Origin of the sequence: Mycolicibacterium chengduense, from assembly GCF_033741155.1 — a bacterium.
GTDB lineage: Bacteria > Actinomycetota > Actinomycetes > Mycobacteriales > Mycobacteriaceae > Mycobacterium.
Window position 1 is genome coordinate 678,555 of the sequence record NZ_JAWQNH010000005.1, and the last position, 26,103, is coordinate 704,657.

The 26,103-nt window shown below is 67.6% G+C and carries 25 protein-coding genes and 2 tRNA genes; 17 read left to right on the forward strand and 10 right to left on the reverse strand.

Features of this window, described 5'->3' with window-relative positions:
* Positions 1–7: 7 nt before the first annotated feature.
* The 4 genes from SBI67_RS21670 to SBI67_RS21685 all read left to right on the forward strand — a co-directional run bounded on the left by SBI67_RS21670 (position 8) and on the right by SBI67_RS21685 (position 2,602).
* A complete protein-coding gene (locus SBI67_RS21670) occupies positions 8–790 on the forward strand; it encodes a fumarylacetoacetate hydrolase family protein (protein ID WP_318982525.1) in 783 nt (260 codons plus the stop codon).
* 3 nt (positions 791–793) lie between these two features.
* Entirely contained in the window at positions 794–2,254 is a 1,461-nt protein-coding gene (gltX, locus tag SBI67_RS21675) for a glutamate--tRNA ligase (protein ID WP_318982526.1), read from the forward strand.
* Between the two features lie 130 nt (positions 2,255–2,384).
* Positions 2,385–2,459 (forward strand) — tRNA-Gln (locus tag SBI67_RS21680).
* 70 nt (positions 2,460–2,529) lie between these two features.
* Positions 2,530–2,602 (forward strand) — tRNA-Glu (locus tag SBI67_RS21685).
* Positions 2,603–2,708: 106 nt separating this feature from the next.
* Here the strand turns inward: SBI67_RS21685 and SBI67_RS21690 are convergent.
* From SBI67_RS21690 to SBI67_RS21700, 3 genes are all read right to left on the reverse strand, one after another.
* Positions 2,709–3,905 carry a DUF1501 domain-containing protein gene (locus SBI67_RS21690; protein ID WP_318982527.1) on the reverse strand — a complete coding sequence of 399 codons (1,197 nt, stop codon included), beginning with the start codon at positions 3,903–3,905 and terminating at the stop codon, positions 2,709–2,711.
* Positions 3,906–3,917: 12 nt separating this feature from the next.
* The gene (locus tag SBI67_RS21695; protein ID WP_318982528.1) at positions 3,918–5,270 is read right to left on the reverse strand and encodes a DUF1800 domain-containing protein; all 1,353 of its coding nucleotides are present in this window, start codon (positions 5,268–5,270) and stop codon (positions 3,918–3,920) included.
* 73 nt (positions 5,271–5,343) lie between these two features.
* On the reverse strand, positions 5,344–6,045 hold the full coding sequence (locus tag SBI67_RS21700) for an IclR family transcriptional regulator (protein ID WP_318982529.1): 702 nt from the start codon (positions 6,043–6,045) through the stop codon (positions 5,344–5,346).
* A gap of 77 nt (positions 6,046–6,122) precedes the next feature.
* On the opposite strand from SBI67_RS21700, the gene leuC reads away from it, so the two are divergent.
* The 3 genes from leuC to SBI67_RS21715 all read left to right on the forward strand — a co-directional run bounded on the left by leuC (position 6,123) and on the right by SBI67_RS21715 (position 9,045).
* Positions 6,123–7,568 (forward strand): 3-isopropylmalate dehydratase large subunit, encoded by a 1,446-nt coding sequence (gene leuC / locus SBI67_RS21705; protein ID WP_318982530.1) that lies wholly within the window; start codon positions 6,123–6,125, stop codon positions 7,566–7,568.
* A 12-nt stretch (positions 7,569–7,580) separates the two neighbouring features.
* Positions 7,581–8,174, forward strand: a complete 594-nt coding sequence (gene leuD, locus SBI67_RS21710) for a 3-isopropylmalate dehydratase small subunit (protein ID WP_318982531.1) — start codon at positions 7,581–7,583, stop codon at positions 8,172–8,174.
* A gap of 202 nt (positions 8,175–8,376) precedes the next feature.
* Complete coding sequence (locus SBI67_RS21715; protein ID WP_318982532.1) at positions 8,377–9,045, forward strand: HU family DNA-binding protein; 669 nt, start codon at positions 8,377–8,379, stop codon at positions 9,043–9,045.
* Between the two features lie 92 nt (positions 9,046–9,137).
* Here the strand turns inward: SBI67_RS21715 and mutT1 are convergent, their stop codons facing one another.
* Genes mutT1 through cofC form a run of 3 tightly spaced genes read right to left on the reverse strand, consistent with a single transcriptional unit; the run spans position 9,138 to position 12,998 of the window.
* Positions 9,138–10,076: an 8-oxo-(d)GTP phosphatase MutT1 gene (gene mutT1 / locus SBI67_RS21720; protein ID WP_318982533.1), complete on the reverse strand. Its 939-nt coding sequence runs from the start codon at positions 10,074–10,076 to the stop codon at positions 9,138–9,140.
* A gap of 45 nt (positions 10,077–10,121) precedes the next feature.
* On the reverse strand, positions 10,122–12,284 hold the full coding sequence (locus tag SBI67_RS21725; protein WP_318982534.1) for an RNA degradosome polyphosphate kinase: 2,163 nt from the start codon (positions 12,282–12,284) through the stop codon (positions 10,122–10,124).
* A 33-nt stretch (positions 12,285–12,317) separates the two neighbouring features.
* On the reverse strand, positions 12,318–12,998 hold the full coding sequence (gene cofC / locus SBI67_RS21730; protein ID WP_318982535.1) for a 2-phospho-L-lactate guanylyltransferase: 681 nt from the start codon (positions 12,996–12,998) through the stop codon (positions 12,318–12,320).
* Positions 12,999–13,041: 43 nt separating this feature from the next.
* Between cofC and SBI67_RS21735 the strand changes: the two genes are divergently transcribed.
* Genes SBI67_RS21735 through SBI67_RS21745 form a run of 3 tightly spaced genes read left to right on the forward strand, consistent with a single transcriptional unit; the run spans position 13,042 to position 16,296 of the window.
* Positions 13,042–14,040 carry an NAD(P)H-dependent glycerol-3-phosphate dehydrogenase gene (locus SBI67_RS21735; protein WP_318982536.1) on the forward strand — a complete coding sequence of 333 codons (999 nt, stop codon included), beginning with the start codon at positions 13,042–13,044 and terminating at the stop codon, positions 14,038–14,040.
* An 8-nt stretch (positions 14,041–14,048) separates the two neighbouring features.
* Positions 14,049–15,152, forward strand: coding sequence for a cystathionine gamma-lyase (locus SBI67_RS21740; RefSeq protein ID WP_318982537.1), 1,104 nt, complete (start codon positions 14,049–14,051; stop codon positions 15,150–15,152).
* Positions 15,153–15,192: 40 nt separating this feature from the next.
* The gene (locus SBI67_RS21745; RefSeq protein ID WP_318982538.1) at positions 15,193–16,296 is read left to right on the forward strand and encodes a D-alanine--D-alanine ligase family protein; all 1,104 of its coding nucleotides are present in this window, start codon (positions 15,193–15,195) and stop codon (positions 16,294–16,296) included.
* Here SBI67_RS21745 and SBI67_RS21750 read toward each other — a convergent pair.
* From SBI67_RS21750 to SBI67_RS21760, 3 genes are read right to left on the reverse strand one after another with little or no spacing between them, the layout of a single operon-like run.
* Entirely contained in the window at positions 16,293–16,823 is a 531-nt protein-coding gene (locus SBI67_RS21750) for a hypothetical protein (protein ID WP_318982539.1), read from the reverse strand. The two genes, SBI67_RS21745 and SBI67_RS21750, sit on opposite strands and share 4 nt — an antisense overlap.
* Positions 16,824–16,868: 45 nt before the next feature.
* A complete protein-coding gene (locus tag SBI67_RS21755; protein WP_318982540.1) occupies positions 16,869–17,426 on the reverse strand; it encodes a DUF3515 domain-containing protein in 558 nt (185 codons plus the stop codon).
* 10 nt (positions 17,427–17,436) lie between these two features.
* The gene (locus SBI67_RS21760; RefSeq protein WP_318982541.1) at positions 17,437–17,679 is read right to left on the reverse strand and encodes an Lrp/AsnC family transcriptional regulator; all 243 of its coding nucleotides are present in this window, start codon (positions 17,677–17,679) and stop codon (positions 17,437–17,439) included.
* Positions 17,680–17,772: 93 nt separating this feature from the next.
* On the opposite strand from SBI67_RS21760, the gene SBI67_RS21765 reads away from it, so the two are divergent.
* Together SBI67_RS21765 and SBI67_RS21770 are read left to right on the forward strand one after the other, a co-directional pair.
* Positions 17,773–18,723: a thiamine-phosphate kinase gene (locus SBI67_RS21765; protein ID WP_318982542.1), complete on the forward strand. Its 951-nt coding sequence runs from the start codon at positions 17,773–17,775 to the stop codon at positions 18,721–18,723.
* 27 nt (positions 18,724–18,750) lie between these two features.
* Positions 18,751–19,434 carry a uracil-DNA glycosylase gene (locus tag SBI67_RS21770; RefSeq protein WP_318982543.1) on the forward strand — a complete coding sequence of 228 codons (684 nt, stop codon included), beginning with the start codon at positions 18,751–18,753 and terminating at the stop codon, positions 19,432–19,434.
* 89 nt (positions 19,435–19,523) lie between these two features.
* On the opposite strand, the gene rpmB is transcribed toward SBI67_RS21770, so the two are convergent.
* A complete protein-coding gene (gene rpmB / locus SBI67_RS21775; RefSeq protein WP_062656348.1) occupies positions 19,524–19,718 on the reverse strand; it encodes a 50S ribosomal protein L28 in 195 nt (64 codons plus the stop codon).
* Between the two features lie 210 nt (positions 19,719–19,928).
* Here rpmB and SBI67_RS21780 point away from each other — a divergent pair, with 210 nt between their 5' ends.
* The 5 genes from SBI67_RS21780 (at position 19,929) to SBI67_RS21800 (ending at position 26,101) form a co-directional block, all read left to right on the forward strand.
* Positions 19,929–21,533, forward strand: coding sequence for a fatty acid kinase ATP-binding subunit FakA (locus SBI67_RS21780; protein WP_318982607.1), 1,605 nt, complete (start codon positions 19,929–19,931; stop codon positions 21,531–21,533).
* 2 nt (positions 21,534–21,535) lie between these two features.
* On the forward strand, positions 21,536–23,752 hold the full coding sequence (recG, locus tag SBI67_RS21785; RefSeq protein ID WP_318982544.1) for an ATP-dependent DNA helicase RecG: 2,217 nt from the start codon (positions 21,536–21,538) through the stop codon (positions 23,750–23,752).
* Complete coding sequence (locus SBI67_RS21790; RefSeq protein ID WP_318982545.1) at positions 23,749–24,444, forward strand: HNH endonuclease family protein; 696 nt, start codon at positions 23,749–23,751, stop codon at positions 24,442–24,444. The genes recG and SBI67_RS21790 overlap by 4 nt, the downstream gene beginning before the upstream one ends.
* A 215-nt stretch (positions 24,445–24,659) precedes the next feature.
* Positions 24,660–25,211 (forward strand): hypothetical protein, encoded by a 552-nt coding sequence (locus SBI67_RS21795; protein ID WP_318982546.1) that lies wholly within the window; start codon positions 24,660–24,662, stop codon positions 25,209–25,211.
* A gap of 212 nt (positions 25,212–25,423) precedes the next feature.
* Positions 25,424–26,101 (forward strand): Crp/Fnr family transcriptional regulator, encoded by a 678-nt coding sequence (locus SBI67_RS21800; protein WP_318982547.1) that lies wholly within the window; start codon positions 25,424–25,426, stop codon positions 26,099–26,101.
* Positions 26,102–26,103 lie beyond the last annotated feature (2 nt).

Here is a 26,103-nt window from a genome sequence, read left to right on the forward strand (position 1 = left end):
TGGGCCAATGCGTCTTGGTCGAATCGCCAGTCCCGACGGCGTCGCCTTCGTAGTCATCGAAGGCGACCCGAACTCCGATGCGGTGTGCCGCGAGATCGCCGAGCAGTATCTGTCGCGCAACCCCACGTTCACCGGCCGCAGCTGGCCGTTGGCCGATGTGCGGCTGCTCGCGCCGATCCTGGCCAGCAAGGTGGTCTGCATGGGCAAGAACTACGCCGCGCATGCCCGTGAGATGGGTGGCGAACCGCCCGAGGATCCGGTGATCTTCCTCAAGCCCAATACCGCCATCATCGGGCCCAACGTGCCCATCCAGTTGCCGGCCGACGCACACCCGGTGCACCACGAGGGCGAGCTGGTGGCCGTCATCGAACGGCCTTGTAAGGACGTGCCGGCGGCGAAGGCCGCCGATTACATCCTCGGCTACACCATCGCCAACGACGTCTCGGCGCGCGATCAGCAGAAGAAGGACGGCCAGTGGATGCGGGCCAAGGGGCACGACACCTTCTGCCCGGTGGGCCCCTGGATCGAGACGGCGGTGGACCCGTCCGGGCTGGACCTGCGCACCGAGGTCAACGGACAGGTGCGTCAGGACAGCAACACCGCGCTGTTGCTGCATGACGTCGGGGCGATCGTGGAGTGGGTGTCGGCCGTGATGACGCTGCTGCCCGGCGACCTGATCCTCACCGGCACCCCCGAAGGGGTCGGCCCCATCGAGGACGGTGACACGGTGAGCATCACCATCGAGGGCATCGGAACCCTCACCAATCCCGTTGTGCGTAAAGGAAAATAGACGATGGCTGTGCGCGTACGTTTCTGTCCGTCGCCGACCGGCACCCCGCACGTCGGCCTGGTGCGCACCGCGCTGTTCAACTGGGCCTACGCCCGGCACACCGGCGGCACCTTCGTGTTCCGCATCGAGGACACCGACGCCGCCCGCGACAGCCAGGAAAGCTACGACGCGATCCTGGACGCGCTGCGCTGGCTCGGGCTGAACTGGGACGAGGGCGTGGAGGTGGGCGGGCCGCACGAGCCGTACCGCCAATCGCAGCGCGCCGATATCTACCGCGACGTGATCGCCCAACTGCTGGCCGCCGGAGAGGTGTACGAGGCGTACTCCACCCCGGAAGAGGTGGAGGCCCGGCATATCGCGGCGGGCCGCAACCCGAAACTGGGCTACGACAACTTCGACCGCGACCTGACCGAGGAGCAGCGGGCGGAGTTCGCGGCCCAGGGGCGTAAACCCGTGCTGCGGTTGCGGATGCCCGATGAGGACCTGTCCTGGAATGACCTGGTCCGTGGACCGGTGAGCTTTCCGGCAGGCTCCGTGCCGGATTTTGCGATCACCAGGGCAAGCGGAGATCCGCTGTACACCTTGGTCAATCCTGTGGACGACGCGTTGATGAGGATCACCCACGTGTTGCGCGGTGAGGACATCATGCCGTCCACTCCGCGCCAGATCGCGCTCTACCGCGCGCTGATGCGGATCGGGATCGCCGAGTGGGTGCCCGAATTCGCCCATCTGCCAAGCGTTCTGGGTGACGGCAACAAGAAGTTGTCCAAGCGTGACCCGCAGTCCAACCTTTTCCTGCACCGTGATCGTGGGTTCCTCCCGGAGGGGCTGCTCAACTATCTGGCCCTGCTCGGCTGGGGTATCGCCGACGATCACGATGTCTTCGGTCTCGACGAGATGGTGGCCGCCTTCGATGTGGTCGACGTCAACTCCAATCCGGCGCGTTTCGACCAGAAGAAGGCCGACGCCATCAACGCCGAGCACATCCGCGCGCTCACGCCGCAGGACTTCACCGCGCGCCTCGATGCCTATCTGGGCGCGCACGGGCACGACACCACCCTGGACGACGCCGCGTTCGCCGAGGCGGCCGCGCTGATCCAGACCCGCATCGTGGTGCTCGGCGACGCATGGGAGCTGTTGAAGTTCTTCAACGACGACGCCTATGTACTCGACGATAAAGCGGCGGCCAAGGAACTGGGTCCCGACTCCGTGCCCGTCCTGGACGCCGCCCTGACGGCCCTGGGCGATCTGGCCGAGTGGACCACCCCGACCATCGAGACGGCGCTGAAGGCGGCTCTGCTGGACGGTCTTGAGCTCAAGCCCAGGAAGGCGTTCGGCCCCATCCGCGTCGCCGTCACCGGTGCGACGGTGAGCCCACCGCTGTTCGAATCGATGGAACTGCTCGGCGCCGAACGCAGTCTGGCCAGGTTACGGGCGGCGCGGGGTGGGATAGCCGGGCTCTAGACGGGCCGGTGTGAAAAGCACTCCGAAATCTTTGGTAGTCTGCTCGTCGGCCCGGAAAGCGCGGGTGGGCGGACCCCCACCACGTGATCCGGATCGAAAATGCCTGTGACCTGCGGTGATAGGCAGCCCTTGGGGTATGGTGTAATTGGCAACACAGCTGATTCTGGTTCAGCCATTCTAGGTTCGAGTCCTGGTACCCCAGCCAATGCAGTACGGTCCGGCGATTAGGTCAGCACCAGCTCGTCAGCTATGCTTTCCCTCCGGATCACGTTCTAGCCCCCGTCGTCTAGCGGCCTAGGACGCCGCCCTCTCACGGCGGTAGCGTGGGTTCGAATCCCATCGGGGGTACAACGGGAAAGTCCCGGGACTGCAAAGTCCCGGGACTTTCGTCGTAGGGAGGGTCTTCGTCGTAGGGAGGGTCTTCGTCGTATCGAGGGTCTTCGTCGTATCGGGGTCAGAGGAATCCGACGGGCTTGCGGCCGGCCCCGACCGACGGCTCGGGATCCGAATTCAGTGTCCCGCTCAACAGCTCGTAATAGATGTCACGAAAATCGGTCGTGGTCTTCAGGTCACCGTCGTCGAGGTCGGTGAGGCTGGGCTCGTCCCCGTAGAAGCCGCCCTTGACCCGCGGGCCGGCGACGAAGACCGGACCCGAGGTGCCATGGTCGGTGCCTTGCGAGGCATTGGCTCCCACCCGGCGACCGAACTCGGAGTACACCATCACCACCACGTTGCGGCCATGGGCGCTGCGTCCCATCTGCCGCAGGAACGGCGCCAGCGCGTCGTCGAGAGCCTTGAGCAGCCGTTGATGCTCACCCCGCTCGTCGGCGTGCGTATCGAAGCCGCCGAGGGTCACCATGTACACCCGGGTCGGGACACCGGCCTTCACGCACTGGGCCACCAGGTCCAGGTCGTCGGCCAGCTGCTGGCCCGCGGTGACGGTCGGATCGGGCAGCGGCTTGTCGGTGAACGCACTGAACGCCGAATCGGTTGTCTTGTAGGCCTGGTAATTGCTGCGCACCGCCGCCATGGCCGGTGAATCCCGGGGATCGGGTGTGCTGAGCGCGTCCAGGGTGTCGGCCACATCGTCGGGGATCTGCGGGATGCTTACGGAAAGGCCTGCGGCGACGTGCTTCTCGCCGACGGCCAGCGGAGGTAGCACCGACCCCACGTTGACCGCGCGCAGCGGGTCGTCGCCCGTGCTGTCCAGCCAGCGTCCGATCCAGCCCGATGACGCGGGCGCGGTCGGCGAGGCGGTCTGCCAGATGTCCATCGAACGGAAGTGGCTGCGGTCCTGTTTCGGGTAGCCCACGCCGCGCACGATCGCCAGCTGGTTGTCCGACCAGATGTCCTTGAGCCCGGTCAGGGCGGGGTTCAGTCCGAGCCGGCCGTCGAGGTCGAGAACCTCGTGCGGTGCGAACGCCAGATCACGGCGCGCATCGTGATAAGCGTTGTCGGTGACCGGGATCACGGTGTTGATGCCGTCGTTGCCGCCGTAGAGGGTGAGGATCACCAGGATGCCGGCATCGGTGGCCAGCGGGCGCTGCTGCCCGTGGTGCAGCAGTTGGGGCAGCGTGACGGCTGCGCCCGACAGCAGACCCGCGGCCCCCACACTGGCGATCAGGAAATTGCGTCGGTTCATCTGGGGCATCGGCGTATCTCGCTAGGACGTCAGGTATTCGGGGGTGTTGATAGCCGCGATGACCAGCCGGACGGGATTACCGGCCAGCGGGCGGAGGGCGGTGGCCGTGCTGTCCGACCATGCGCCGATCCCGAGGAGATACCCGGCGGCATCGACGCGATCGCCGGCACCGGCATCCTGCACGATCGAGATGTCGCCCATCGGGACGAATTTGTTGGCCGCCCATACCCGGGCGGCCGTGCTGGTGGTGGACAGCCAGGCCTGGCCGCGGGGCCAGCCGCCGACATCGTAGGGATAGAACGGCCGCTGTCCCATCACGGTGAGCACGGCACTGCAGCCGGCGATGGTGTCGGGACTGTCCAGCGGCACCGCGAGTGCGCGGATGACTCCGAGCAACCACTCCACCGGTGGAGTCACCATGCTGCCCGCGGCGGCGGTGAACGCCGGGTCGAGGAAGACGGCTTTTGTCAGTGCCTTCAGGTTCCGGTCCGGTCCGTACGCCGCGACCAGCCGGGCCCGGGTGTCCGGCGCGGCCGGGGCGTCCGAGGCCAACAGCCGCCACAGCTTTCCGGCGATGAAGTCCGCCGAACCGGGCTGGCCGAGCACGATATCGCAGAATGCCTTGTCGTCGTGATTGCCGGTGACACCGAGCACGGTCTTGGGTGAGGTGTCGTGATTCTCCGGCGAGACGATCGTCGTGGCGCCCGGTGCCACATAGCGTCCGGTCAGTGCCCTGGCGCCTTCGCGGACATCGGCTTCGGTGTAGCCGTTGTTGTGCCCCAACGTGAACAGCTCCATGAATTCGCGGGAGAGGTTCTCGTTCGGGGCCGCCTTGGTGTTGCGCACGGCGTCCAGCCACTGCGCCATCGCGGCGTCCGTCAGCATCGCGTAGGCGAGCACCCGGAAATCGCCGAGGGCCAGGGTGCGCAGTTTCTGGTTCTGGGCGGCCATCAGTTCGGCCGCCACCACCTTCTCCGCCGACGTGGCGAAGTGGTTGTGCCACACCAAGGTCAGTTTCTCGTGGATGGGCTGCTGCACGGCGGCCATCCGGCGTAACCACCAGGCCGAGAGTTCCTGCATTTGCCCGTACAGGCCGCTGATGAACTGCGTGCGGACTTGTTGGTTGGCGTTGTCCGGCGGCAGCGGGGGTGTGCTGGGGGTCGGCATCGGCGTGGCGACGGCCCCTGGGTCGGCGTCCGGGTTCATGTTCAGCGCCGTGTCCAGATACACCGACCAGTCCTGGCTTACCGCCGCATCCACCTGGCGGCCGGACGCGCCGAAGCCTGCCCTCCGCAACATCCGTGCGGTGGCCAGCCACTGGGGGGACTGCGTCGCCGTGGTTCCTCCTCCGAGCCGAGGTGTGGGCCGGTTCACATGAAGGATAGAGCCATTTGCGGTGTTTGCTACACGCAGATGCAGAAGTGGTGGAATCTGCGCGGGATGCGGCTCACAGTCTGCGCGTCATTGCCTCGGATGCGGCGAGCAGATCGGCGGCCCATCGGGCTCCGGGGCGGCGCCCCATCCGATCGATGGGGCCGGATACCGACACCGCGGCGATCACCGTGCCGCGGGCGTCGCGCACCGGTGCAGACACACTGGCCACGCCGGGTTCGCGTTCGGCGGCACTCTGCGCCCATCCGCGTTTGCGTACCTCGGCCAGGGTGCGCTCGGTGAATTTCGCCGACGGCAGCACCGCCTGTTGGGTGGCCGCATCGCTGAACGCCAGCAGAACTTTGGCTCCGGATCCGGCGGTCATCGGCAACCGGGTGCCGACCGGCACGGTGTCGCGCAGACCCGCGGGCGGTTCCAGCGCGGCCACACACACCCGGGCGGTGCCCTCCCGCCGGTACAGCTGCACACTCTCGCCGGTGATTTCGCGCAGCCGGGGCAGTATTGCCGCGCCGGCGGCCACCAGGGGATCGTTGACGTGGCCGGCGAGTTCGGTCAGTGCAGGGCCCAGGCGCCAGCGGCCCTCCGGGTCGCGGGCGAGCAGCCGGTGCACTTCCAGTCCGGCGGCGAGGCGGTGTGCGGTGGCGCGGGGGAGGCCGGTGCGCTCGCACAGTTCGGCCAGACCGCAGGGCGATTCGGCGATCGTGTGCAGTACGCCCACCGCTTTGTCGAGGACGCCGATGCCGCTATCCTGTCTCATAGGGAGATACTAGCGTTCCATATCGTGAGATTGCCAGCCCGTCACGTCCGGACGCCCCGACACGAATCGAGACAGTCATGGAGCAAAGTCAGAAGCCGAAGACCCTGGCCGAAAAGGTTTGGGACGACCACGTTGTGGTGCGTGGCGGGGGTGCCGGCTCCACCAAGGAGCCCGATCTGATCTACATCGATCTGCATCTGGTGCACGAGGTCACCAGCCCGCAGGCGTTCGACGGTCTGCGGATCGCCGGACGGCCGGTGCGCCGGCCCGATCTGACGATCGCCACCGAGGACCACAACGTGCCGACTGTCGATATCGACAAGCCGATCGCCGACCCGGTGTCGCGTACCCAGGTGGAGACGCTGCGGCGCAACTGCGAGGAATTCGGGATCCGGTTGTATCCGATGGGCGATGCCGAGCAGGGCATCGTGCACATCATCGGTCCGCAGCTGGGTCTGACCCAGCCGGGCATGACGGTGGTGTGCGGGGACAGTCACACCTCCACTCACGGTGCATTCGGGGCCATCGCGATGGGTATCGGGACCTCCGAGGTCGAACATGTGCTGGCCACCCAGACACTTCCGCTCAAGCCGTTCAAGACCATGGCGGTCAATGTCGACGGTGTGCTGCCCCCGGGGGTGAGTGCCAAGGACATCATCCTGGCGGTCATCGCCAAGATCGGGACCGGTGGCGGGCAGGGTCACGTCATCGAATACCGGGGCAGTGCCATCGAATCGCTGTCGATGGAGGGCCGCATGACGATCTGCAATATGAGCATCGAGGCCGGTGCCCGGGCGGGGATGGTGGCGCCCGACGAGACCACCTATGAATACCTCAAGGGCCGACCGCACGCGCCAACCGGTGCCGACTGGGACGCGGCGGTCGCAGCCTGGAGCCGGTTACGCACCGACGAGGGAGCGGAATTCGACACCGAGGTGTACATCGACGCCGCCACCCTGAGCCCCTTCGTCACCTGGGGCACCAACCCCGGCCAGGGTGTGCCGTTGTCGGAGAATGTGCCCGACCCGGAATTCATGGCGGGTGACGACGAGCGCCAAGCCGCGGAAAAGGCATTGGCATACATGGACCTTCGAGCGGGTACCCCCATGCGGGATATTGCCGTGGACGCGGTGTTCGTCGGGTCGTGCACCAACGGGCGCATCGAGGATCTGCGCGTGGTAGCCGACATATTGGACGGCCGGAAAGTCGCCGACGGCGTCCGGATGCTCGTCGTCCCCGGTTCGATGCGGGTGCGCGCGCAGGCCGAATCGGAAGGCTTGGGGGAGATTTTCACCGCCGCCGGGGCCGAGTGGCGGCAGGCCGGTTGCTCGATGTGTCTGGGGATGAATCCGGATCAGCTGGCGCCGGGAGAACGCTGCGCCTCCACCTCCAACCGGAATTTCGAAGGCCGTCAGGGTAAGGGCGGTCGTACCCATCTGGTGTCGCCGGCCGTCGCCGCCGCCACCGCGGTGCGCGGCACGCTGTCCTCGCCCGCCGATCTGACCCCCGCGCCGACCCGCTAGAAGGAGACTCTGATGCAAGCTTTCACCACTCACACCGGAATCGGAGTTCCGCTGCGGCGGTCCAATGTGGACACCGATCAGATCATTCCTGCGGTGTATTTGAAGCGGGTCACCCGAACCGGTTTCGAGGACGGATTATTCGCCGCCTGGCGGAACGATCCGGCTTTCATCCTCAATTTGGCGCCGTTCGACAAGGGGTCGGTATTGGTCGCCGGCCCCGATTTCGGCACCGGATCCTCCCGCGAACACGCCGTCTGGGCTCTCATGGATTACGGCTTCCGGGTCGTCATCTCGCCCCGATTCGCCGATATCTTCCGGGGCAATGCGGGTAAGGCGGGGCTGTTGGCGGCAGAAGTCACACATGACGATGTGGAACTGCTGTGGAAGGTGATCGAGCAGAATCCGGGTCTGGAAATCACTGTGAATCTTCAAGATCGGAATATCATCGCTGGAACGGTCATGGTGCCGTTCACGATTGACGACTACACGGCCTGGCGACTGCTCGAAGGACTCGACGATATAGGCCTTACGCTGCGGAAACAGGATGAGATCACGGCCTTCGAGCAGCGTCGTCCGAGCTTCAAGCCGACCACTCTGCCGGCCTGATTTCGGGCCTTTCGGGGGCCCAAATCCCGCCCGGCAACCACATTCTCGGACGGCCGTACCACCGACCAAGTGGGGCAACCGAATCCAAAAAAGTTCCTCAGCTATGCCTGAAACTGCGCGTGGCTCTTGGAAATCTGCAGCACATGGGTTTACCGTGTCCTCTAGTCGGTCCAAAGTGGACCACTGACTTCGGAGGGTTTGGATGAACAAAGCAGAGCTCATCGACGCACTCACAGCCAAGTTGGACACCGATCGTCGACAGGCTACTGCGGCGGTTGAGAACATCGTCGACACGATTGTGCGGGCTGTGCACAAGGGCGAGAGCGTCACCATCACCGGCTTCGGTGTCTTCGAGCAGCGCCGTCGCGCCGCTCGCGTTGCGCGCAACCCGCGCACCGGTGAGACCGTCAAGGTGAAGCCGACCTCGGTGCCGGCATTCCGTCCCGGTGCTCAGTTCAAGGCCGTTGTCTCTGGCGCACAGAAGCTCCCGGCCGACGGTCCGGCCGTGAAGCGTGGTGTGGCTGCCGCCCCGGCAAAGCGCACCGCCGCCAAGAAGGCTGCCCCGGCCAAGAAGGCTCCGGCCAAGAAGGCTCCGGCCACCAAGGCCGCCGTCAAGAAGGCTCCGGCCACCAAGGCTCCCGCCAAGAAGGCTGCGCCGGCCAAGAAGACCACTGCTACCAAGGCCGCACCGGCGAAGAAGGCTCCGGCCAAGAAGGCTCCGGCCACCAAGGCTCCGGCCAAGAAGGTTGTCGCCAAGGCTCCGGCCAAGAAGGTCGCCGCGAAGGCTCCGGCCAAGAAGGCTGCCACCAAGGCTCCCGCCAAGAAGGCTCCTGCCAAGAAGGCAGCACCCGTCAAGCGCGGCCGCAAGTAGGACAACCCCATATCGACACGAATACGCCGTGGATCAGCAAGATCCACGGCGTATTCGTGTGTGATCAACCTTGTGGGCGCACTGCGGCGGGTTTACTCCGTGACGGCCAGCGGGCTGCCGATGTGATCGGCGGCCACCAGACGCTCGCCGGCCAGTGACAGCACCCAGGTGCTGCCCTTGCGGTTGCGCGACTTATCCGGTTTGACCCCGTCGCGTTCGCACCACCACGCGATGAGATCCGGAATGACCTTGCCCTGCGTGCAGATCACCGGCGTACCCGCGGCATGGACTGCTTCACCCGCGATTTCGAGCACACGCGAGCGGCCTCGGCCGCGGTGGTCGGTATAGGCCTCCTCGGTCAGCGCCGGTTCGTCGATGATCGGCATGCCGAGCTCCTCGGCCAGCGGCTGCAGCGTCTGGTGACAGCGGGCCCGGGGCGCCGCGTACAGTCGGTCGGCGCCGAACGCGAGCAACTGCCCGACAAGTGATTCGGCCTGCGCCCGACCCCGCTTGTCCAGTGGGCGGTTCCGGTCGTCGCCCTTGTACCGGGACCGCCTGCCGGCCAGTCCGTGCCGGACGATCAGCACCGTGCTGGTATGCGCCGGTGCTTTGGTGAAGCGTCGCAGCACCTTCCGGTCTTGGGGGTATTGCAGGTGGTCCAGCGCCTGCGCGGGTGGTAGCCAGAGTAGTTGGTCCACCTCGGCATTGGGGACGAACTCGCCGTCGATGGTGCGTGCCGCCCAGTAGCGCACCTTCTTGATGTCGGCCTCGACGGGGTAGCTGACCGCCGGGAGGCGGCGACCCAGCTGACAGGCATACCCGGTCTCCTCGAGGATCTCACGCACGGCCGTGACCGGTTCCGTCTCGCCGGGATCCACCTTGCCCTTGGGCAGCGACCAATCGTCATACCGGGGACGGTGCACGACGGCGACCTCGATAGGACTGTCGCCGCCGGCGACGGAACCGTTCTCCCGCCATAGCACTGCGCCCGCCGCGTGGATGGTCTTGGGGCGGGTCACCGTGTTCGGCACATCAACTCCTATGCGGTCGCGTGGCGGCAGCGGCGCGTGCAGCCGTCACGGGTGCCGATGGCGTTCCATCATCGACACCTGGTGATCGCGTACCGTCTGGCCCTCGAGTGGCAAAGCTGTCCAGTGACCGTCGGCCCGCAGTTCCCAGCACCGGGTGGCCGGATCCATTGCGGACTCGAAGATGTCATCGAGCTGGGCTGTCAGCCGGGAATCCTTGACCTGGGCCATGACTTCGACGCGGCGGTCGAGATTACGATGCATCATGTCGGCGCTGCCGATCCAGAACTCGTTGATGGCCTTGAAGTGAATAATTCGCGAGTGCTCCAGGAACCGGCCGAGGATCGAGCGGACGACGATGTTCTCGGAGAACCCGGGCACTCCCGGCTTGAGCGCACAGATCCCGCGGACCACCACCTCGACCCGCACCCCGGCCTGGGAGGCGCGGTAGAGCGCGTCGATCACCTGTTCGTCGACGAGCGCGTTGGCCTTCAGTCGGATTCGCCCGTCCGCACCGTCCCGGGTCGCGGCGATCTCGCGCTCGATCCGTTCGATGATGCCTCGGCGCACTCCGTACGGTGCGACCAACAGGTTGCGGTAGGACTCCTTGCGCGAGTAGCCGGTGAGCGAGTTGAACAAGTCGGTGAGATCGGCACCGACCTCCGGTGAGGCGGTCAGCAGGCCGACATCCTCATACAGGCGGGCAGTTTTCGGGTTGTAGTTGCCGGTGCCGATATGGCAATACCGTCGTATGGTGGATCCCTCGCGCCGCACCACCAATGCGGTCTTGCAGTGTGTCTTCAGCCCGATCAACCCGTACACCACATGAACACCGGCCTGTTCCAGCGTCCTGGCCCACTTGATATTGGCCTGTTCGTCGAAGCGGGCCTTGATCTCCACCAGCGCCACCACCTGCTTGCCGGCCTCGGCAGCGTCGATCAGGGCGTTGACGATCGGCGAGTCACCGGAGGTGCGGTAGAGCGTCTGCTTGATGGCCAGCACGTTCGGATCCGCGGCGGCCTGCTCGATGAACCGCTGCACGGTGGTCGAGAACGAGTCATAGGGGTGATGCACCAGAACGTCACCGTCGCGCAGCGTCGAGAAGATACTCTTCGGCGTTTCCCGTTCGCCGAAAGCCGGTGGGGTGGCGGGCACGAACGGACGATCCTTGAGATCGGGCCGATCGACCCCGTAGATCTGCCACAGAGAAGACAGATCCAACAGACCCGGCACCTCGATGACGTCACCGGGATGCACGTCGAGTTCGCGCAACAGCAGCTCGAGCATGTTCTCGGTCATGTCACCGGCGACCTCGAGGCGCACCGGTGAGCCGAACCGGCGCCGCGCCAGCTCGCGCTCCAGGGCCTGCAGCAGGTCCTCGTCGCGATCCTCGGCCACCTCGAAGTCGGCGTTGCGGGTGATCCGGAAAGCGTGCTGCTCGACGATTTCCAAGCCGGGGAACAGGACCGGCAGGAACACCGCGATGAGCGTCTCCAGCGGCAGGAACCGGATAGGTCCGGCCGTACCGTCCTCGGATTGCCTGGGCGGTAGTTCGACGAACCGGTCGACGTTGTCCGGCACCTTGATTCGGGCGAAGTGCTGGGTGCCGTCGTCGGGCTGGCGGACGGTGATCGCGAGATTGAGGCTCAGCCCGCTCACGAAGGGGAACGGGTGGGCCGGGTCCACCGCCAGCGGGGTGAGCACCGGGAACACCTGCTCGTGGAAATACGTCGACAGCCGTTCGCGCTCGCGCTCGTCGAGATCGTTCCACGTGACGATGACGATGCCGCGCTCGGCCAGGGCCGGCCGCACCGATTCCAGGAATACCTGGGCGTGCCTGCTCGCCAACTGTTGGGTGCGCTCACCGATGCGCCGCAGTTGTTCGCGTGGGGACAGCCCGTCGGCTGAGCGCACCGACAACCCCATCTCGTCGCGCCGCTTCAATCCGGCGACCCGAACCATATAGAACTCATCGAGATTCGAGGAGAAGATGGCGAGGAATTTCGCGCGTTCCAGTAGCGGCAGCGACGGGTCGGCGGCCAGTGCCAGCACCCGGGCGTTGAAGTCCAGCCAGCTCAGCTCGCGATTGAGGTAGCGGTCCTCTGGCAGCGCGTCCACCGGAGACGCCGAGGTCGCGGCCGGGGGTGCGTCGGGAGTGCTTTCGGGTGACGTCCACTCGGCGTCGGTAGGTCGCGTCTCGGCTTCGGTCATGCACCGATCATTGCGCATCGCGGTGGGACGGGTCTACCCGTCACACCCGGTGCACGTCAGATTGCCGACCACTCGACTGGTCGCTGGGCCGACGCCGAGGCGCAGTGCCGCCGCCAGATCGTCGGGCGTGTCGATATCGCAGCGCAGGCCGGGCCAGGCGCCGGTCAGCTCGACCGCGCCCGAATCAGCATGGCGGCGTGCAGAATCGGCGCCGAACAACGGGTCCAACGGCGAGTCGAACGCGAACAGGGCCGAGGTGCCGGTGCCATGCCGGTCCCCGACGAAACTCCGTCGGTGGTGGGCGGCGGTGGCAATGGCGTCGGAGAGCTCGGCGGCGCGCAACGCGGGCAGGTCGCCTTGAAGCACGACGATGTCCGTTGCGTCATGCGATCTTTCGGCTTCCATCAGGGCGTTGTTCAGTGGGTTGGGGTGGCCGTCGGGCGTCGGGTCGGTCAGCGCCCTGGCTCCGAGGTCGACCGCCGCCGCGGCGGCGGCGGGGTCCGGCGTGACCACGGTGATCGAACTCACCGCGGGGGCGGCGGCCGCGGCGGCGATGGTGTCGGTCAGCATGGCGAGCACCAGGCGCTCGCGGGTGGACGCGGACAGCACCGGCGCGAGCCGGGTCTTGGCTGCGTTGAGCCGCTTGACCGCGATCACCAGTCCCACCTGTGGCAGCCCGCTGGCTGCGCCCGTCGCCGACTGCTCCTGCGTCACAGGTGCCATCCTGCCAGCACCGCCGGGCGCGTTAGGGTGAAGCGTGGTCGAAGCCGCGGTGATGGGTGCCGGTGCCTGGGGCACGGCGCTGGCGAAGGTGCTTGCCGATGCCGGAAACGGCGTCACGTTGTGGACGCGGCGGGCCGAGCTCGCCGAAGAGATCAACGCGACGCACCGCAATCCGTTCTACCTCGAAGACACCGTGCTGCCCGAGCGCATCAGGGCGACCAGCGATCCGGCGGAGGCGCTCGACGGCGCCTGCACCGTGTTGCTCGGAGTGCCGTCGCAGACCATGCGCGCCAATCTCGAGCACTGGAAGCACCTGATCGGTGCCGACGCCACGCTGGTGAGTCTGGCCAAGGGGATCGAGCTGGACACCTTGATGCGGATGAGCCAGGTGGTGGTGCAGGTAACCGGTGCCGACCCGGCGCGGGTGGCGGTGGTGTCCGGGCCCAACCTGGCCAAGGAGGTCGCCGACGAACAGCCGGCGGCCACCGTCGTCGCGTGCACCGATTCCGGCCGTGCGGTGGCGCTGCAGCGGGCGTTCTCCACGCCGTACTTCCGGCCGTACACCAACGCCGACGTGGTCGGCGCCGAGATCGGGGGCGCCTGCAAGAACGTCATCGCGCTGGCCTGCGGAATGGCCGCCGGCGTCGGGCTGGGGGAGAACACCTCGGCCGCCATCATCACCCGCGGCCTGGCCGAGATCATGCGGCTGGGAATCGCGTTGGGCGCCAAGGGGGCCACCCTGGCCGGGCTGGCCGGGGTCGGCGATCTGGTCGCGACGTGTACCTCACCGCATTCGCGTAACCGGTCGTTCGGGGAACGCCTCGGTCTGGGCGGCTCCATGGAATCGGCCCTGCAGGCCGCCGAGGGGCACGTCGCCGAAGGTGTCACCTCGTGCCGATCGGTGCTGGCACTGGCGTCCAGTTATGACGTCGAGATGCCGCTCACCGATGCCGTGCACCAGGTGTGCCACCGCGGGTTGTCGGTCAAGGAAGCCGTCATGCTGCTGTTGGGGCGCAGCACCAAACCGGAATAGGAGCCATTGTGAGCGCCGGTTACGGAGACTCCACGCGAAGTGTGAATGCCGTTGGTGCACATGCTGTTCCGGGTGACCCCGTGGCTCCCGCACCAGTGCCTGCGTCGGCCTATCATCTGTCCGCCGACGAATCCGCGGCGTTGGACACCTACGGTCGGGCGTCGAATCCGACCTGGCGTCAACTGGAGTCGGCGCTGGCCGAGCTGGAGGGCGCGTCCGCCGCGTTGACCTACGGTTCGGGAATGGCGGCCATCACCTCGGTGCTGCGCGTCCTGACCCGGCCGCACACCACCCTGGTGGTGCCGGCCGACGGTTATTACCAGGTGCGCAGATATGCCGTGGAATACCTTGCACCGCATGGTATTACCGTCGTAGAAGCGACCGCCGAGCAGATGTGCGACGCTGCCGCCGGGGCCGATGTGGTGCTGGCGGAGACACCGGTGAACCCGACACTGGACGTGGTCGACCTGCACCGGCTGGCCACCATCTGCCGGTCCAAGGGCGCCACCCTGGTGGTGGACAACACCGCCGCCACCCCGCTGGCGCTGCAACCGCTGTCCCTGGGGGCGGACCTGGTGGTCGCCAGCGCCACCAAGGCCCTGTCCGGGCACAGCGACCTGCTGGCGGGATACGTCGCCGGCTGCAACGAGGACCTGATGGCGCGTGTGGAGCGCGACCGACTGCTGGCCGGGCCGATCCTGGGTACCTTCGAAGCGTGGCTGGTGTTGCGCAGCCTGGGCACCGCGGGGTTGCGCATCGAACGGCAATGCCGCAATGCCGCCGCGGTGGCGCTGATGCTGCGTGACCACCCGGCCGTGCGGTCGGTGCGCTATCCCGGCCTGCCCGAGGATCCGTCCTATCCGCTCGCGGCCGAGCAGATGAAACGCTTCGGCGGTCTGGTGGCCGTCGAGTTGGCCGACGCCGCGGCCGTGCACGCCTTGATCGAGCGCAGTTCGCTACTGGTCTCCGCGACCAGCTTCGGCGGTCTGCACACCTGCGTCGACCGCCGGGCCCGGTGGGGTGACCCCGTCGGCGACGGGTTCGCGCGGCTGTCGCTGGGCATCGAGGACACCGACGACATCGTCGCCGATATCGAGGGTGCACTGGCCTGAACCACCCCGCTCCGCCGGCAGCCGGTAACGTCTCCTGATTGTGAGTGCCCGTATCCGCGTCGCCGTCGTCTATGGCGGACGCAGCTCTGAGCACGCGATTTCGTGTGTTTCGGCAGGCAGTATCCTGCGCAATCTCGATCCGGAGCGGTTCGAGGTGGTCGCCGTGGGCATCACACCCGGAGGATCCTGGGTGCTCACCGACGGGCGCCCGGACACGCTGGCCATCACCGACGGCCGGCTGCCCGAGGTGACCGGTGCCTCCGGGACGGCGCTGGCCTTGCCCGCCGATCCGCACCGCAGCGGTCAGCTGCTCTCGCTCGGCGAGGCCGCCGGGGACATGCTGGCCACCGTCGACGTGGTGTTCCCGGTGCTGCACGGGCCGTACGGGGAGGACGGCACCATCCAAGGCCTGCTCGAGCTGGCCGGCGTGCCCTATGTCGGCGCCGGGGTGTTGGCCAGCGCTGCGGGCATGGACAAGGAGTTCACCAAGAAGCTGCTCGCCGCCGAGGGACTGCCGATCGGAGACCAGGTGGTGTTACGCGCGCACCACACGACGGTGCAGCTGGAGGACCGGGAGCGCCTTGGCCTGCCGGTCTTCGTCAAACCGGCCCGCGGGGGATCGTCGATCGGCGTCAGCCGGGTGACGGCATGGGATCAGTTGCCGGCGGCCATCGAGCAGGCTCGCAAGCACGACCCCAAGGTGATCGTCGAAGCGGCGGTGCAGGGCCGCGAGCTGGAATGCGGGGTCTTGGAGTTTCCCGACGGCCGCGTCGAGGCCAGCACGGTCGGCGAGATCCGGGTCGCCGGTGTGCGGGGCCGTGACGACGGCTTCTACGATTTCGCGACCAAGTACCTGGAGGACGCCGCCGAGCTGGACGTGCCCGCCAAGGTCGACGACGCCGTCGCCGAGGAGATTCGGCGGCTCTCGGTCCGGGCGTTCCGGGCCATCGATTGCCAAGGTCTGGCCCGGGTGGACTTCTTCCTCACCGACGACGGTCCGGTGATCAACGAGATCAACACCATGCCGGGATTCACCACCATCTCGATGTACCCGAGGATGTGGGCGGCCAGCGGCGTGGACTACCCCACCTTGCTGGCGACGATGGTGGACACGGCCGTGGCCCGCGGAACCGGCCTGCGCTAGTTCTTCGGGCTGGCCGCGGCAAGCGCGGCCTGGGCGGTGCGGATATCGCCCATCCCGGACTGGATGGCGGATACCAGGGTATTCAACGTGCCGCGATCCCCGTCCGGGGTGATGTCGTCGCAGTGCGTTCCGACCTCGATGAAACTGGCGGCCGCCGAACTCATCGGCGCCGTCACATCCTCCACCGGTGCCGGCAACGTCTTCTCGATCGAGTGCCCGACACTGCCGATCCGGCCACACGCGTCACGCATATTCGGGACGTTCTGGGCGTCCATCGCGGTCTGGAAGTCGGCCAACGCGATGTTCAGCCGCTTCAGCGCGCTCTGGGTGGTGCTCTGCCAGCGGGCGGCCGCGGCGCCTTTGGCAGCGACCACACCGGGCGACGGCGCGGTGGGCGTGCCCGACATCAACACCACCGCGTCGGTGGCGTGGGGCAGCTGGCCGTCGCCGGTGAACGGTTGCATCAAGACGGCGGCGGCGACGGCGGCGGTTCCCGCAGCGGCGGCCGTGAGTTTGCTGAGTCGCATCCCTCCTATAGTGCCTCAGGAAGGCGGGCTGGGTACAGCCACCGCTCAGGAAGGCTGGCCGGGCGAGAGCGGTTGGGCCGGCATCACCTGCGCGATCGTGCGCGACATCACTTGAATCGGGCTGGGGCCCGACCCTTGCGGCAGCGTGAGGGCCACGTAGATGCCTCGGTCGACGGCGAACCAGGTGCTCGCGCCGTCGCCTTTGACCTCGAACCAACTCACCTCGTCGACCACCTGCAGGGGTGCCCCGACCACGAAACCGCCGGGCCGGTCCAACCCGCAGCGCAGGATTACCGGATCGGCGGTCGGATCGCTGGGCTGCCACGCCGCGGCACCGGCAGGCACCGGCTCGGCAGCCACCGCGCGACGGTAGTCACCGAGCTGGTCGGGCAGGCTGGCCAGCAGCGCCGCGCACTGCGGGCTGTCCGCGGCCGGCGCGGGGGCCCCGGCGATGGCGACCGGGCGCGGCGCCGGATCCTTCTGCCGGATCGCCGCCAGGGTCAGCAATACGATCACCGCGGCCAGCGCAACACCGGCCGCCGCGATGATCAGGCCCCGTGGTGGGCCGTCGTGAACATCGGCGTGGATATCGGGCTCGGGCACCTGCGCAACTCTATGGGGCGGTCCCGTCGGCGATCGGACAGGTCAGCGTGCGGGTGATCCCGGGGACCTGCTGGACGCCGGCGGCGATGGTGTCGTGCAGCTCGGTCAGGGAGTCCGCGCCGATCCGGGCGACCACGTCGTACGGACCGGTCACGTATTCGGCCGAGCGCACCCCTGGCAGCCCGGCCAGTTGTTTGGCGACGACCTCGGCGCGGCCCACCTCGGTTTGAATCAGCATGAAAGCCTCCACCACCGGGTGTGCCCTCCGTTCCACTACATAGACTCGGCGCCGCAGGGCCCAAACGTACCGCAGGTCGCGCGACTGTTCGAGGTGGAGGCAGGTGAGATGACGGACAGTGAGCCCACGCTCGCTCAGCTCGGTGAATTCACCGTCATCGACCGGATCACCGCGGGGCGGGTGCAACCACCCGCTGTCGTGCTCGGTCCCGGTGACGACGCCGCCGTCGTACGCGCCCCGGACGGGCGGACGGCGGTGTCCAGCGACATGCTGGTGCAGGATCGACATTTTCGGCTGGACTGGTCCAGTCCGCACGACATCGGCCGCAAGGCAATCGCGCAGAACGCCGCCGATATCGAGGCGATGGGTGCGACGGCGACGGCGTTCGTGGTGGCTTTCGGGGCGCCCAAGGACACGCCGACGGCCGCCGCGATCGCGCTGAGCGACGGGATGTGGACGGAGGCGGCACTATTCGGCGCCGGGATCGTCGGTGGCGATCTGGTCAGCGCGCCGCTGTGGGTGATCTCGGTGACCGTGCTCGGTGACCTCGGCGGCCGAGAACCCGTCCGCCGGGATACCGCACGCGCCGGCGACATCGTGGCCGTGGCTGGCGAGCTGGGTCGCTCAGCGGCTGGATATGCCCTGTTGCTCAACGGAATTCGTGATCACGACGACCTTCGGCGGCGGCACCTGGTGCCCACCCCGCCGTACGGGCAGGGCCCCGTCGCGGCCCGCGCCGGCGCCAGTTCGATGACCGACGTGTCCGACGGCTTGGCGGCCGACCTCGGTCATATCGCCGCGGCGTCCGGGGTGCTGATCGACCTGTCGGCGGAGTTGCTGCGCCCCGACCATGACGTGCTGGCGCCGGTGGCCGCCACCGCACGTGCCGATGCCTGGGAGTGGGTCTTGGGCGGTGGTGAGGACCACGCCCTGGTGGCGACCTTCGCCGGATCGCCACCGCCGGGCTGGCGCACCATCGGGCGGGTGCTCGACGGGCCGGCCGGTGTGCTTCTGGACGGTCGGCCGTGGCAGGGAAGCGCGGGCTGGCAGTCGTTCTGAGCGCCGGACACGCTAGTTTTGGCGCTCGTGACACCACGCTCTCTGACTGAACTCGTCGAGCCGGGCTGGGCGCGTGCGCTCGAGCCGGTGGCCCCCCAGGTCGCGCAGTTGGGGGAGTTCCTACGCGAGGAGCTGGCGGCCGGGCACCGTTACCTGCCGGCCGGCGAGAACGTGTTGCGGGCCTTCACGTTCCCGTTCGAGGAGGTGCGGGTCCTGATCGTGGGCCAGGACCCCTACCCGACGCCGGGGCATGCCGTCGGGTTGAGCTTTTCGGTGGCGCCCGATGTCCGGCCGGTGCCGCGCAGCCTGGGCAACATCTTCAACGAGTACAGCACCGATCTGGGTTACCCCGTGCCGGCGACCGGTGACCTGACGCCGTGGGCGCAGCGGGGGGTAATGCTGCTGAACAGGGTGCTGACGGTGCGCCCGGGCAGCCCGGCCTCACACCGCGGCAAGGGCTGGGAGGCCGTCACCGAGCGGGCGATCCGGGCGTTGGTGGCCCGACCGCAGCCGTTGGTGGCGGTGTTGTGGGGTCGCGATGCGGCCACCCTCAAGCCGATGCTGGCCGAGGGTGGCTGCGCGGTGATCGAGTCGGTGCACCCGTCCCCGTTGTCGGCGTCGCGCGGATTCTTCGGGTCGCGGCCGTTCAGCCGGACCAACGAACTCTTGGCGAAGATGGGCGCCGAGCCGATCGACTGGCGGCTGCCCTGACTTCTGCGATCAGCTATCTGGACGATCAGACGCAGATAGGCCGGGGGACCGAAGTCCACCGGCCTATCGGCACGACGTGTGGGCTGAGATCAGCCGCGGGTGACCTTGCCCGCCTTGAGGCAGGAGGTGCAGACGTTGAGGCGCTGCTTGTTGCCGCCGGGGCGAGCAACGGCACGCACGGTCTGGATGTTCGGATCCCAGCGACGGTTGGTCCGGCGGTGAGAGTGCGACACCGACTTGCCGAAGCCGGGGCCCTTTGCGCAGATATCGCACACGGCAGCCATACCTAGAACTCCTCGTATCAGTACTTGGGGGCCTGGATGCTGCGCCGCAAATGGCGTCGCGAGCTGACCCGACAACCTGACCAGGATACCGGCCGGGTCGGTGGATCACCAAAACGGTCCACAACCTGTGCAGCAGCACACCGCATTGTCGGGCGCGGTGGCTAGGCTGGCGCGGTCCGATGCGGTCAGGTGAGGAGTGATGTGTCCGAGATTTCGGGGGCTCGGCTCGACGCTCCCGGCCTGCGCGGCTGGGCGCACGATGCTGTCGGGCACCTGATCACCCACACCGACGAGATCAACCGTCTGAACGTCTTCCCGGTCGCGGATTCCGATACCGGCACCAACATGCTCTTCACCATGCGTTCGGCCGTGGTGTGGGCCGACGACCGGGCCGGTGACGACGCCGCCGCAGGCGTTGCCGGGGTGGCGGCCGCGCTGGCCGAAGGCGCCCTGCACGGTGCCCGCGGCAATTCCGGGGTGATCCTGTCCCAGATCCTGCGGGCGCTGGCCGAGGTCACCGCCGCGCGCGGCGTGACCGAGATCGACGGGCCGGTGCTGGCCGAGGCCCTGCGCCGCGCCGAGGGGCTGGTGGTGGCGTCCATGGGTGAAGCGGTGCCCGGAACCATCGTGTCGGTGCTGCAGGCCGCGGCCGGCGCCGCCGAACAGCAGGCCGGTGCGGGCGCCGATGTGGTGACGGTGGTCGGCGCGGGCGCCGAGGCGGCCGCGGCGGCGCTGGCGCGGACCACCGATCAACTCGATGTGCTCGCCGAGGCGGGCGTGGTGGATGCCGGTGGGCGCGGGCTGCTGGTGCTGCTCGATGCCATGACGGTGACCTTGACCGGCGCCGCGCCGCGGCGGCCGAGCTACCAACCGGCCGTCGCTCACGCCGAGACGGTGACCACCGCCGCCGCGCCACAGTTCGAGGTGATGTATCTGCTCAGCGACTGCCGCCAGGATGGCGCCGCGCGCTTGCGCGGGTTGCTGGACGGCCTCGGTAATTCGGTGGCCATCGGCGATGCCGGCGCGGGGCGGTTCTCGGTGCACGTGCACACCGACGACGCGGGCGGTGCGGTCGAGGCGGGGTTGTCGGTCGGGTCGCTGAGCCGGATCCAGATCACCGCGCTGTCCGGAGCGCACCCGAACACGCACCGCACCAGGGACCGTGCGGTGCTCGCGGTCGTCGACGGCGACGGCGCGGCGGAGTTGTTCGCCGGCGAGGGCGCCCGTGTGCTGCGGGCCGGCGCCACCCCGATCACTGCCCAGCAATTGCTGCGGGCGCTGGTCGAGGCCGATGCCGCGCAGGTGATGCTGTTGCCCAACGGCTATATCGCCGCCGAGGAATTGGTGGCCGGCTGCACTGCGGCGACCGGCTGGGGTATCGACGTGGTCCCCGTGCCTGCGGCGTCGATGGTGCAGGGGCTGGCCGCCCTGGCAATGCACGACCCCGGCCGCCAGACCGTCGACGACGGCTACACCATGGCGCGGGCCGCCGCTGCCACCCGGCACGGGTCGGTGCGGGTGGCCGCCGAGTCGGCATTGACGTGGGCGGGAGCGTGCAAGGCCGGCGACGGGCTGGGTATCACCGGTGACGAGGTGCTCATCGTCGCGCACGATATCGCCACTGCCGCATCGGGTTTGGTTGATCTGCTGCTGGCATCCGGTGGTGAGCTGGTGACGGTCCTGATGGCCGCGGGAGTCGACGACACGGTCGGCGACCAACTGCGCAAACATGTGCACCAGCAGCATCTGGGTATCGAGGTGACGTGTTATCGCACCGGCCATGACGGGGACGCACTGCTGATCGGAGTGGAATAGGCGTGGTCGCGCTCGGAGATCGTTTGGTCAACGTACTGGGGGCGAAGGCGGCCGCCAAGTTGGAGGAGGCGTTCGGTCTGCAGACCGTCAACGACCTGCTGCGGCACTTCCCGCGCAAGTACAGCGATGGCATCTCCGTCAGCGGTGAGGGCGAGGATCTCGAGCTCACGGAGGGTGATCACGTCACCCTGGTCGACGTCATCACCGACACGGTGGCCAAACCGATGCGGCGCCAACCCGGTAAGCGGCAGCGGATGTACCTACGGGTGACCCTCGGCAACCGCAGGCCCGAGGTGACGGCCACGTTCTTCAACGCCGACTATCTGATGAAAGATCTGGTCAAGGGCACCCGGCTGATGATGTCCGGCGAGGTCAAGTTCTTCCGGCAGACCGTGCAACTGGACCATCCGGCCTTTCTGGTGCTCGAATCCCCGAGCGGCCGCACCATCGGTACCAAATCACTGAAGACCATCGCCGAGTCCGCCGGCACCGAGGATCTGCTGGCGGCCTTCGACCGCGAGTTCTTCCCGATCTATCCGGCGACGGCCAAGGTGCAGAGCTGGGACGTGTACGGGTGTGTGCGACAGGTGCTCGCGGTGCTCGACCCGGTTCCCGAAGTGCTTCCGGAAGACATTGTGCGGCAATGGGATCTGATCTCAGAGGACCAGGCGTTGCGTGCCATCCACCTGGCTCAGAACTCGATGGAGCGGGCACGGGCGCAGGAGCGGCTGGCTGTCGACGAAGCCGTCGGCCTGCAGTGGGCGCTGGTGTCCCGGCGCTACAGCGAGTTGGGGGAGACCGGCCCGGCTGCCCCGCGACGTGACGACGGCCTGGCCGCGGCCCTGTTGCGGCAGCTACCGTTCGAGCTGACCGCCGGGCAGCGGGAGGTGCTCGACGTCATCTCCGCCGACCTGGCGGCAACCCGGCCGATGAACCGGATGCTGCAAGGTGAGGTCGGTTCCGGCAAGACCATCGTCTCGGTGCTGGCCATGATGCAGATGGTGGATGCCGGTTTCCAATGCGCGCTGTTGGCGCCCACCGAGGTGCTGGCCGCCCAGCACGCCAGGTCGGTGCGCTCGGTGCTCGGCCCGCTGGGCACCGCGGGCGAACTCGGCGCACCCGACGGAGCGACGCGGGTGGCACTATTGACCGGATCGATGTCACCGCAACAGAAACGGCAGGTGCGTGACGAGATCGCCACCGGCGCAGCGGGTATCGTCATCGGCACGCACGCACTCATCCAGGAGTCGGTGGAGTTCCGCCAGCTCGGTATGGTGGTCGTCGACGAGCAGCACCGATTCGGGGTGGAGCAGCGGGATAGGTTGCGGGCCAAGGCTGCTGGCGGTATCACGCCGCATCTTCTGGTCATGACGGCCACTCCGATTCCGCGGACCATCGCGTTGACGGTGTTCGGTGACCTGGAGACCTCGACGCTGCGGGAGCTGCCGCGGGGCCGTCAGCCCATCGTCACCAATGCCGTGTTCACCAAGGACAAACCGGCCTGGCTGGACCGGGTGTGGGCCCGGATCCGCGAAGAGGTGGCCGCCGGTCGCCAGGCGTATGTGGTGGCCTCCCGCATCGACGAAACCGACAAATCGGCCAACGAACAGGGCCCGCCGCCCATCACGGTGCTCCAGCTGCTCGACTTCCTGCGTAGCGGTCCGCTGTCGGATCTGCGGCTCGGTCTGATGCACGGCCGGTTGCCCGCCGAGGAGAAGGACGCCGTGATGAGCGCCTTCCGGGCCGGCGAGATCGACGTGCTGGTGTGCACTACCGTCATCGAGGTCGGGGTCGACGTACCCAACTCCACCGTCATGGTGGTGATGGACGCCGAGCGGTTCGGGATCAGCCAGCTGCACCAGTTACGTGGGCGGATCGGCCGCGGTGAGCATCCCAGCTTGTGCCTTCTGGTGTCGCGGACCCACGAGTCGAGTAAGGCCGGTGAGCGGTTGCGGGCCGTCGCCGGCACCTTGGACGGTTTCGCGCTGGCCGACCTCGATATGCAGGAACGCAGGGAGGGAGATGTGTTGGGCTACAGCCAATCCGGCCGCCGGATGACCCTGCATTTCCTGTCGCTGGCCGATCACCGGCCCCTCATCGAAGAGGCTCGCGAGTTCTGTCAGGCCGCTTATGAGGCCAATCCACGCCGGCCGGGGCTCGACGTGCTGGCCGCGCAGTTCACCGACACCGAACGCGTGCAGTACCTGGACATGTCGTGAAGCGGTGGGGTCCGCTGGCCGCGGGGGTGGTGCTGGCGGTCATCGTCGCCGTGCAGGTGCTCACCCAGTCCGACGGCGAACGCGTCGCGCGGGCCGACATCCCCACGGTGGCCCCGGGTGTCGACGTGCTGGCCGGGATCCCGGAGATCCCGGCCCGGCTGCGTGGGCACGACTACCGCCGGGCCGCCTTCGGCGACGCATGGGACGACGACAACGACGCCCCCGGTGGCCGTAACGGCTGCGATACCCGCAATGACATCCTCGACCGTGACCTGGTCGACAAGACCTACGTAGCCATCACGCGCTGTCCGACGGCGGTGGCCACCGGAGTGCTGCACGACCCGTACACCGATGCCACCGTCGCGTTCATGCGCGGCAACCAGGTCGGCGCTGCGGTGCAGATCGACCACATCGTCCCGCTGGCCTTGGCCTGGGACCTGGGCGCGCGGGACTGGCCGCAGGCGCAGCGGCTGCGCTTCGCCAACGACCCGGCCAACCTGATCGCGGTTGCAGGACAAGCGAATCAGGACAAGGGTGACGCCGAGCCGGCCCGCTGGATGCCGCCCAACCACGCGTTCTGGTGCCAGTACGCGGTGCAGTTCGCGGCGGTGCTGCGCGGCTACCGGCTGCCGGTGGACGCGCCCTCGGCGACCGTGCTTCGCGATGCGGCCGGCACCTGCCCTACGGGCTGAGGGATCTTCCGTTCTGCCTCCAGACCTCGGCAAAGATCTGTGAATTACGGTTTGACGCGTCAGTCCGCATATGCGATGGTTCATATCACGCTGCGCGTCAGCGTGAAGTACCGGGGGGTGCAGCCGCACGATGGCTGAACACAGGGTCGGGGGGTCTGTCCATGATGACTAATTCGGTTCTCTGTGATGCGCAGGTGACGCCGGACGGTGCAGTCGTGGTGATCGAGGATGTCGGCGCCCGTGGGGTGCCGGGTGTCTATGCACAGGAGAGCATCGACTGGGGGTTCACTGCGTCACGGCCTGTGCACGCCATCTGGGTGCGGACGATGAGCATGTTCGACGGTGAACTTCTCGGCCGTCAGGTTCGGGTGCGGGTGATGACTGGCTCCGACGCCCGAGGGCTTGGTGTGCCGGTGTACCGCGGTGAGTTGACGGTCGCGAGTGGGGTTTTGGCGATCGGCGAAGCGCGAAACCCGGATCGCCAGCTGTTATTCGGCACTCCGGCGACGTTACGAGTCACTGTGCTGGTGGACACCGCAGACGAGGTGATCCACTTCAGTGATCCGCCGGCCGACTATCCGGTCTCCGGCCCCACCGACGTCACAGTGCTCATTGCGGACAATCCCGGCTTTACCCATGCGGTGAGCAACACCGTCATGCGCCGGCAGTGGTGGCTTCGATGGCCGGCTATCCGCTTCAAGGTCCACCGGAGTTCCTGGCCACGGGTATCCCCTTGGGGAAGCGGCCGCACCGCGGCAACCCGATGAGCGCCCTTGTGTGGCGCATTGTCGTTCTTCTTGCCTGGGCAGCAGCGCTCATCGCGTTTGCCGCCGCTGCCTTGAGCACTCACGAGAGCGCGGCCGCTCTGGGTGGTCAGTCGGAGCGGTCAGTGGCGATAGCGAAAAGCGTTGGTACGGCGACCCGTTGGGCTTCCGAGATATTCGTGGTCAAGGGATGACGACGATGCGCGGGGTAGCCGGTGGATAGCATGGTGCGACGGGCAGCAATTTTTCATGGTGTGGGAACCGAGGCGGTCGACGCACTCGCCGATCGGCTCGTGCCCGTCGACTTTTCGCAGGGCACCGTGATCTTCGCCAAAGGCGATAGCGGGGACCGGCTCTACATCGTCGGCTCGGGCACAGTGAAGATCAGCGACGCCAATGGCCGTGATCGAGAGAGCATCATCGCGGTCATGGGACCCTCGGACATGTTCGGTGAACTCGCGCTCTTCGATCCGGGCCCACGCACCTCCACGGCTACCGCGATCACCGACGTCCGCACGGTGTCGATGGACCGGGCGGTCCTGCGCAGCTGGATCAGCGGTCGGCCCGAGATCTCGGAGCAACTGCTGCGCATCCTGGCCCGTCGGCTTCGCCGCACCAATGACGCCGTCATGGACCAGATTTTCACCGACGTCCCAGGTCGTGTCGCCAAACAGCTGCTGCACCTGGCCCGGCAGTTCGGCACACAACACGGCTCGGCGCTGCGGGTCCATCACGGCCTGCGGCAAAGCGACCTGGCCCAGCTCGTCGGCGCGTCCAGGGAAACCGTCAACAAAACCTTGGCCGACTTCGCTGACCGCGGCTGGATCCGACTGGCCTCCGGCAGCCTGACCATCCTCGACACCCAGCGACTTGTGGCCCGAGCCGCGAAGTAGCC

Bases quoted from the DNA above. Each gene is read 5' to 3' on its own strand.
- SBI67_RS21765 (WP_318982542.1), top strand. From the start codon at position 17,773: ATGACGGACAGTGAGCCCACGCTCGCTCAGCTCGGTGAATTCACCGTC.
- rpmB (WP_062656348.1), bottom strand. From the start codon at position 19,718: ATGGCTGCCGTGTGCGATATCTGCGCAAAGGGCCCCGGCTTCGGCAAG.
- SBI67_RS21700 (WP_318982529.1), bottom strand. From the start codon at position 6,045: ATGAGACAGGATAGCGGCATCGGCGTCCTCGACAAAGCGGTGGGCGTA.
- SBI67_RS21690 (WP_318982527.1), bottom strand. From the start codon at position 3,905: ATGCCCCAGATGAACCGACGCAATTTCCTGATCGCCAGTGTGGGGGCC.
- gltX (WP_318982526.1), top strand. From the start codon at position 794: ATGGCTGTGCGCGTACGTTTCTGTCCGTCGCCGACCGGCACCCCGCAC.
- SBI67_RS21715 (WP_318982532.1), top strand. From the start codon at position 8,377: ATGAACAAAGCAGAGCTCATCGACGCACTCACAGCCAAGTTGGACACC.
- leuD (WP_318982531.1), top strand. From the start codon at position 7,581: ATGCAAGCTTTCACCACTCACACCGGAATCGGAGTTCCGCTGCGGCGG.
- SBI67_RS21670 (WP_318982525.1), top strand. From the start codon at position 8: ATGCGTCTTGGTCGAATCGCCAGTCCCGACGGCGTCGCCTTCGTAGTC.
- SBI67_RS21725 (WP_318982534.1), bottom strand. From the start codon at position 12,284: ATGACCGAAGCCGAGACGCGACCTACCGACGCCGAGTGGACGTCACCC.
- leuC (WP_318982530.1), top strand. From the start codon at position 6,123: ATGGAGCAAAGTCAGAAGCCGAAGACCCTGGCCGAAAAGGTTTGGGAC.
- SBI67_RS21750 (WP_318982539.1), bottom strand. From the start codon at position 16,823: ATGCGACTCAGCAAACTCACGGCCGCCGCTGCGGGAACCGCCGCCGTC.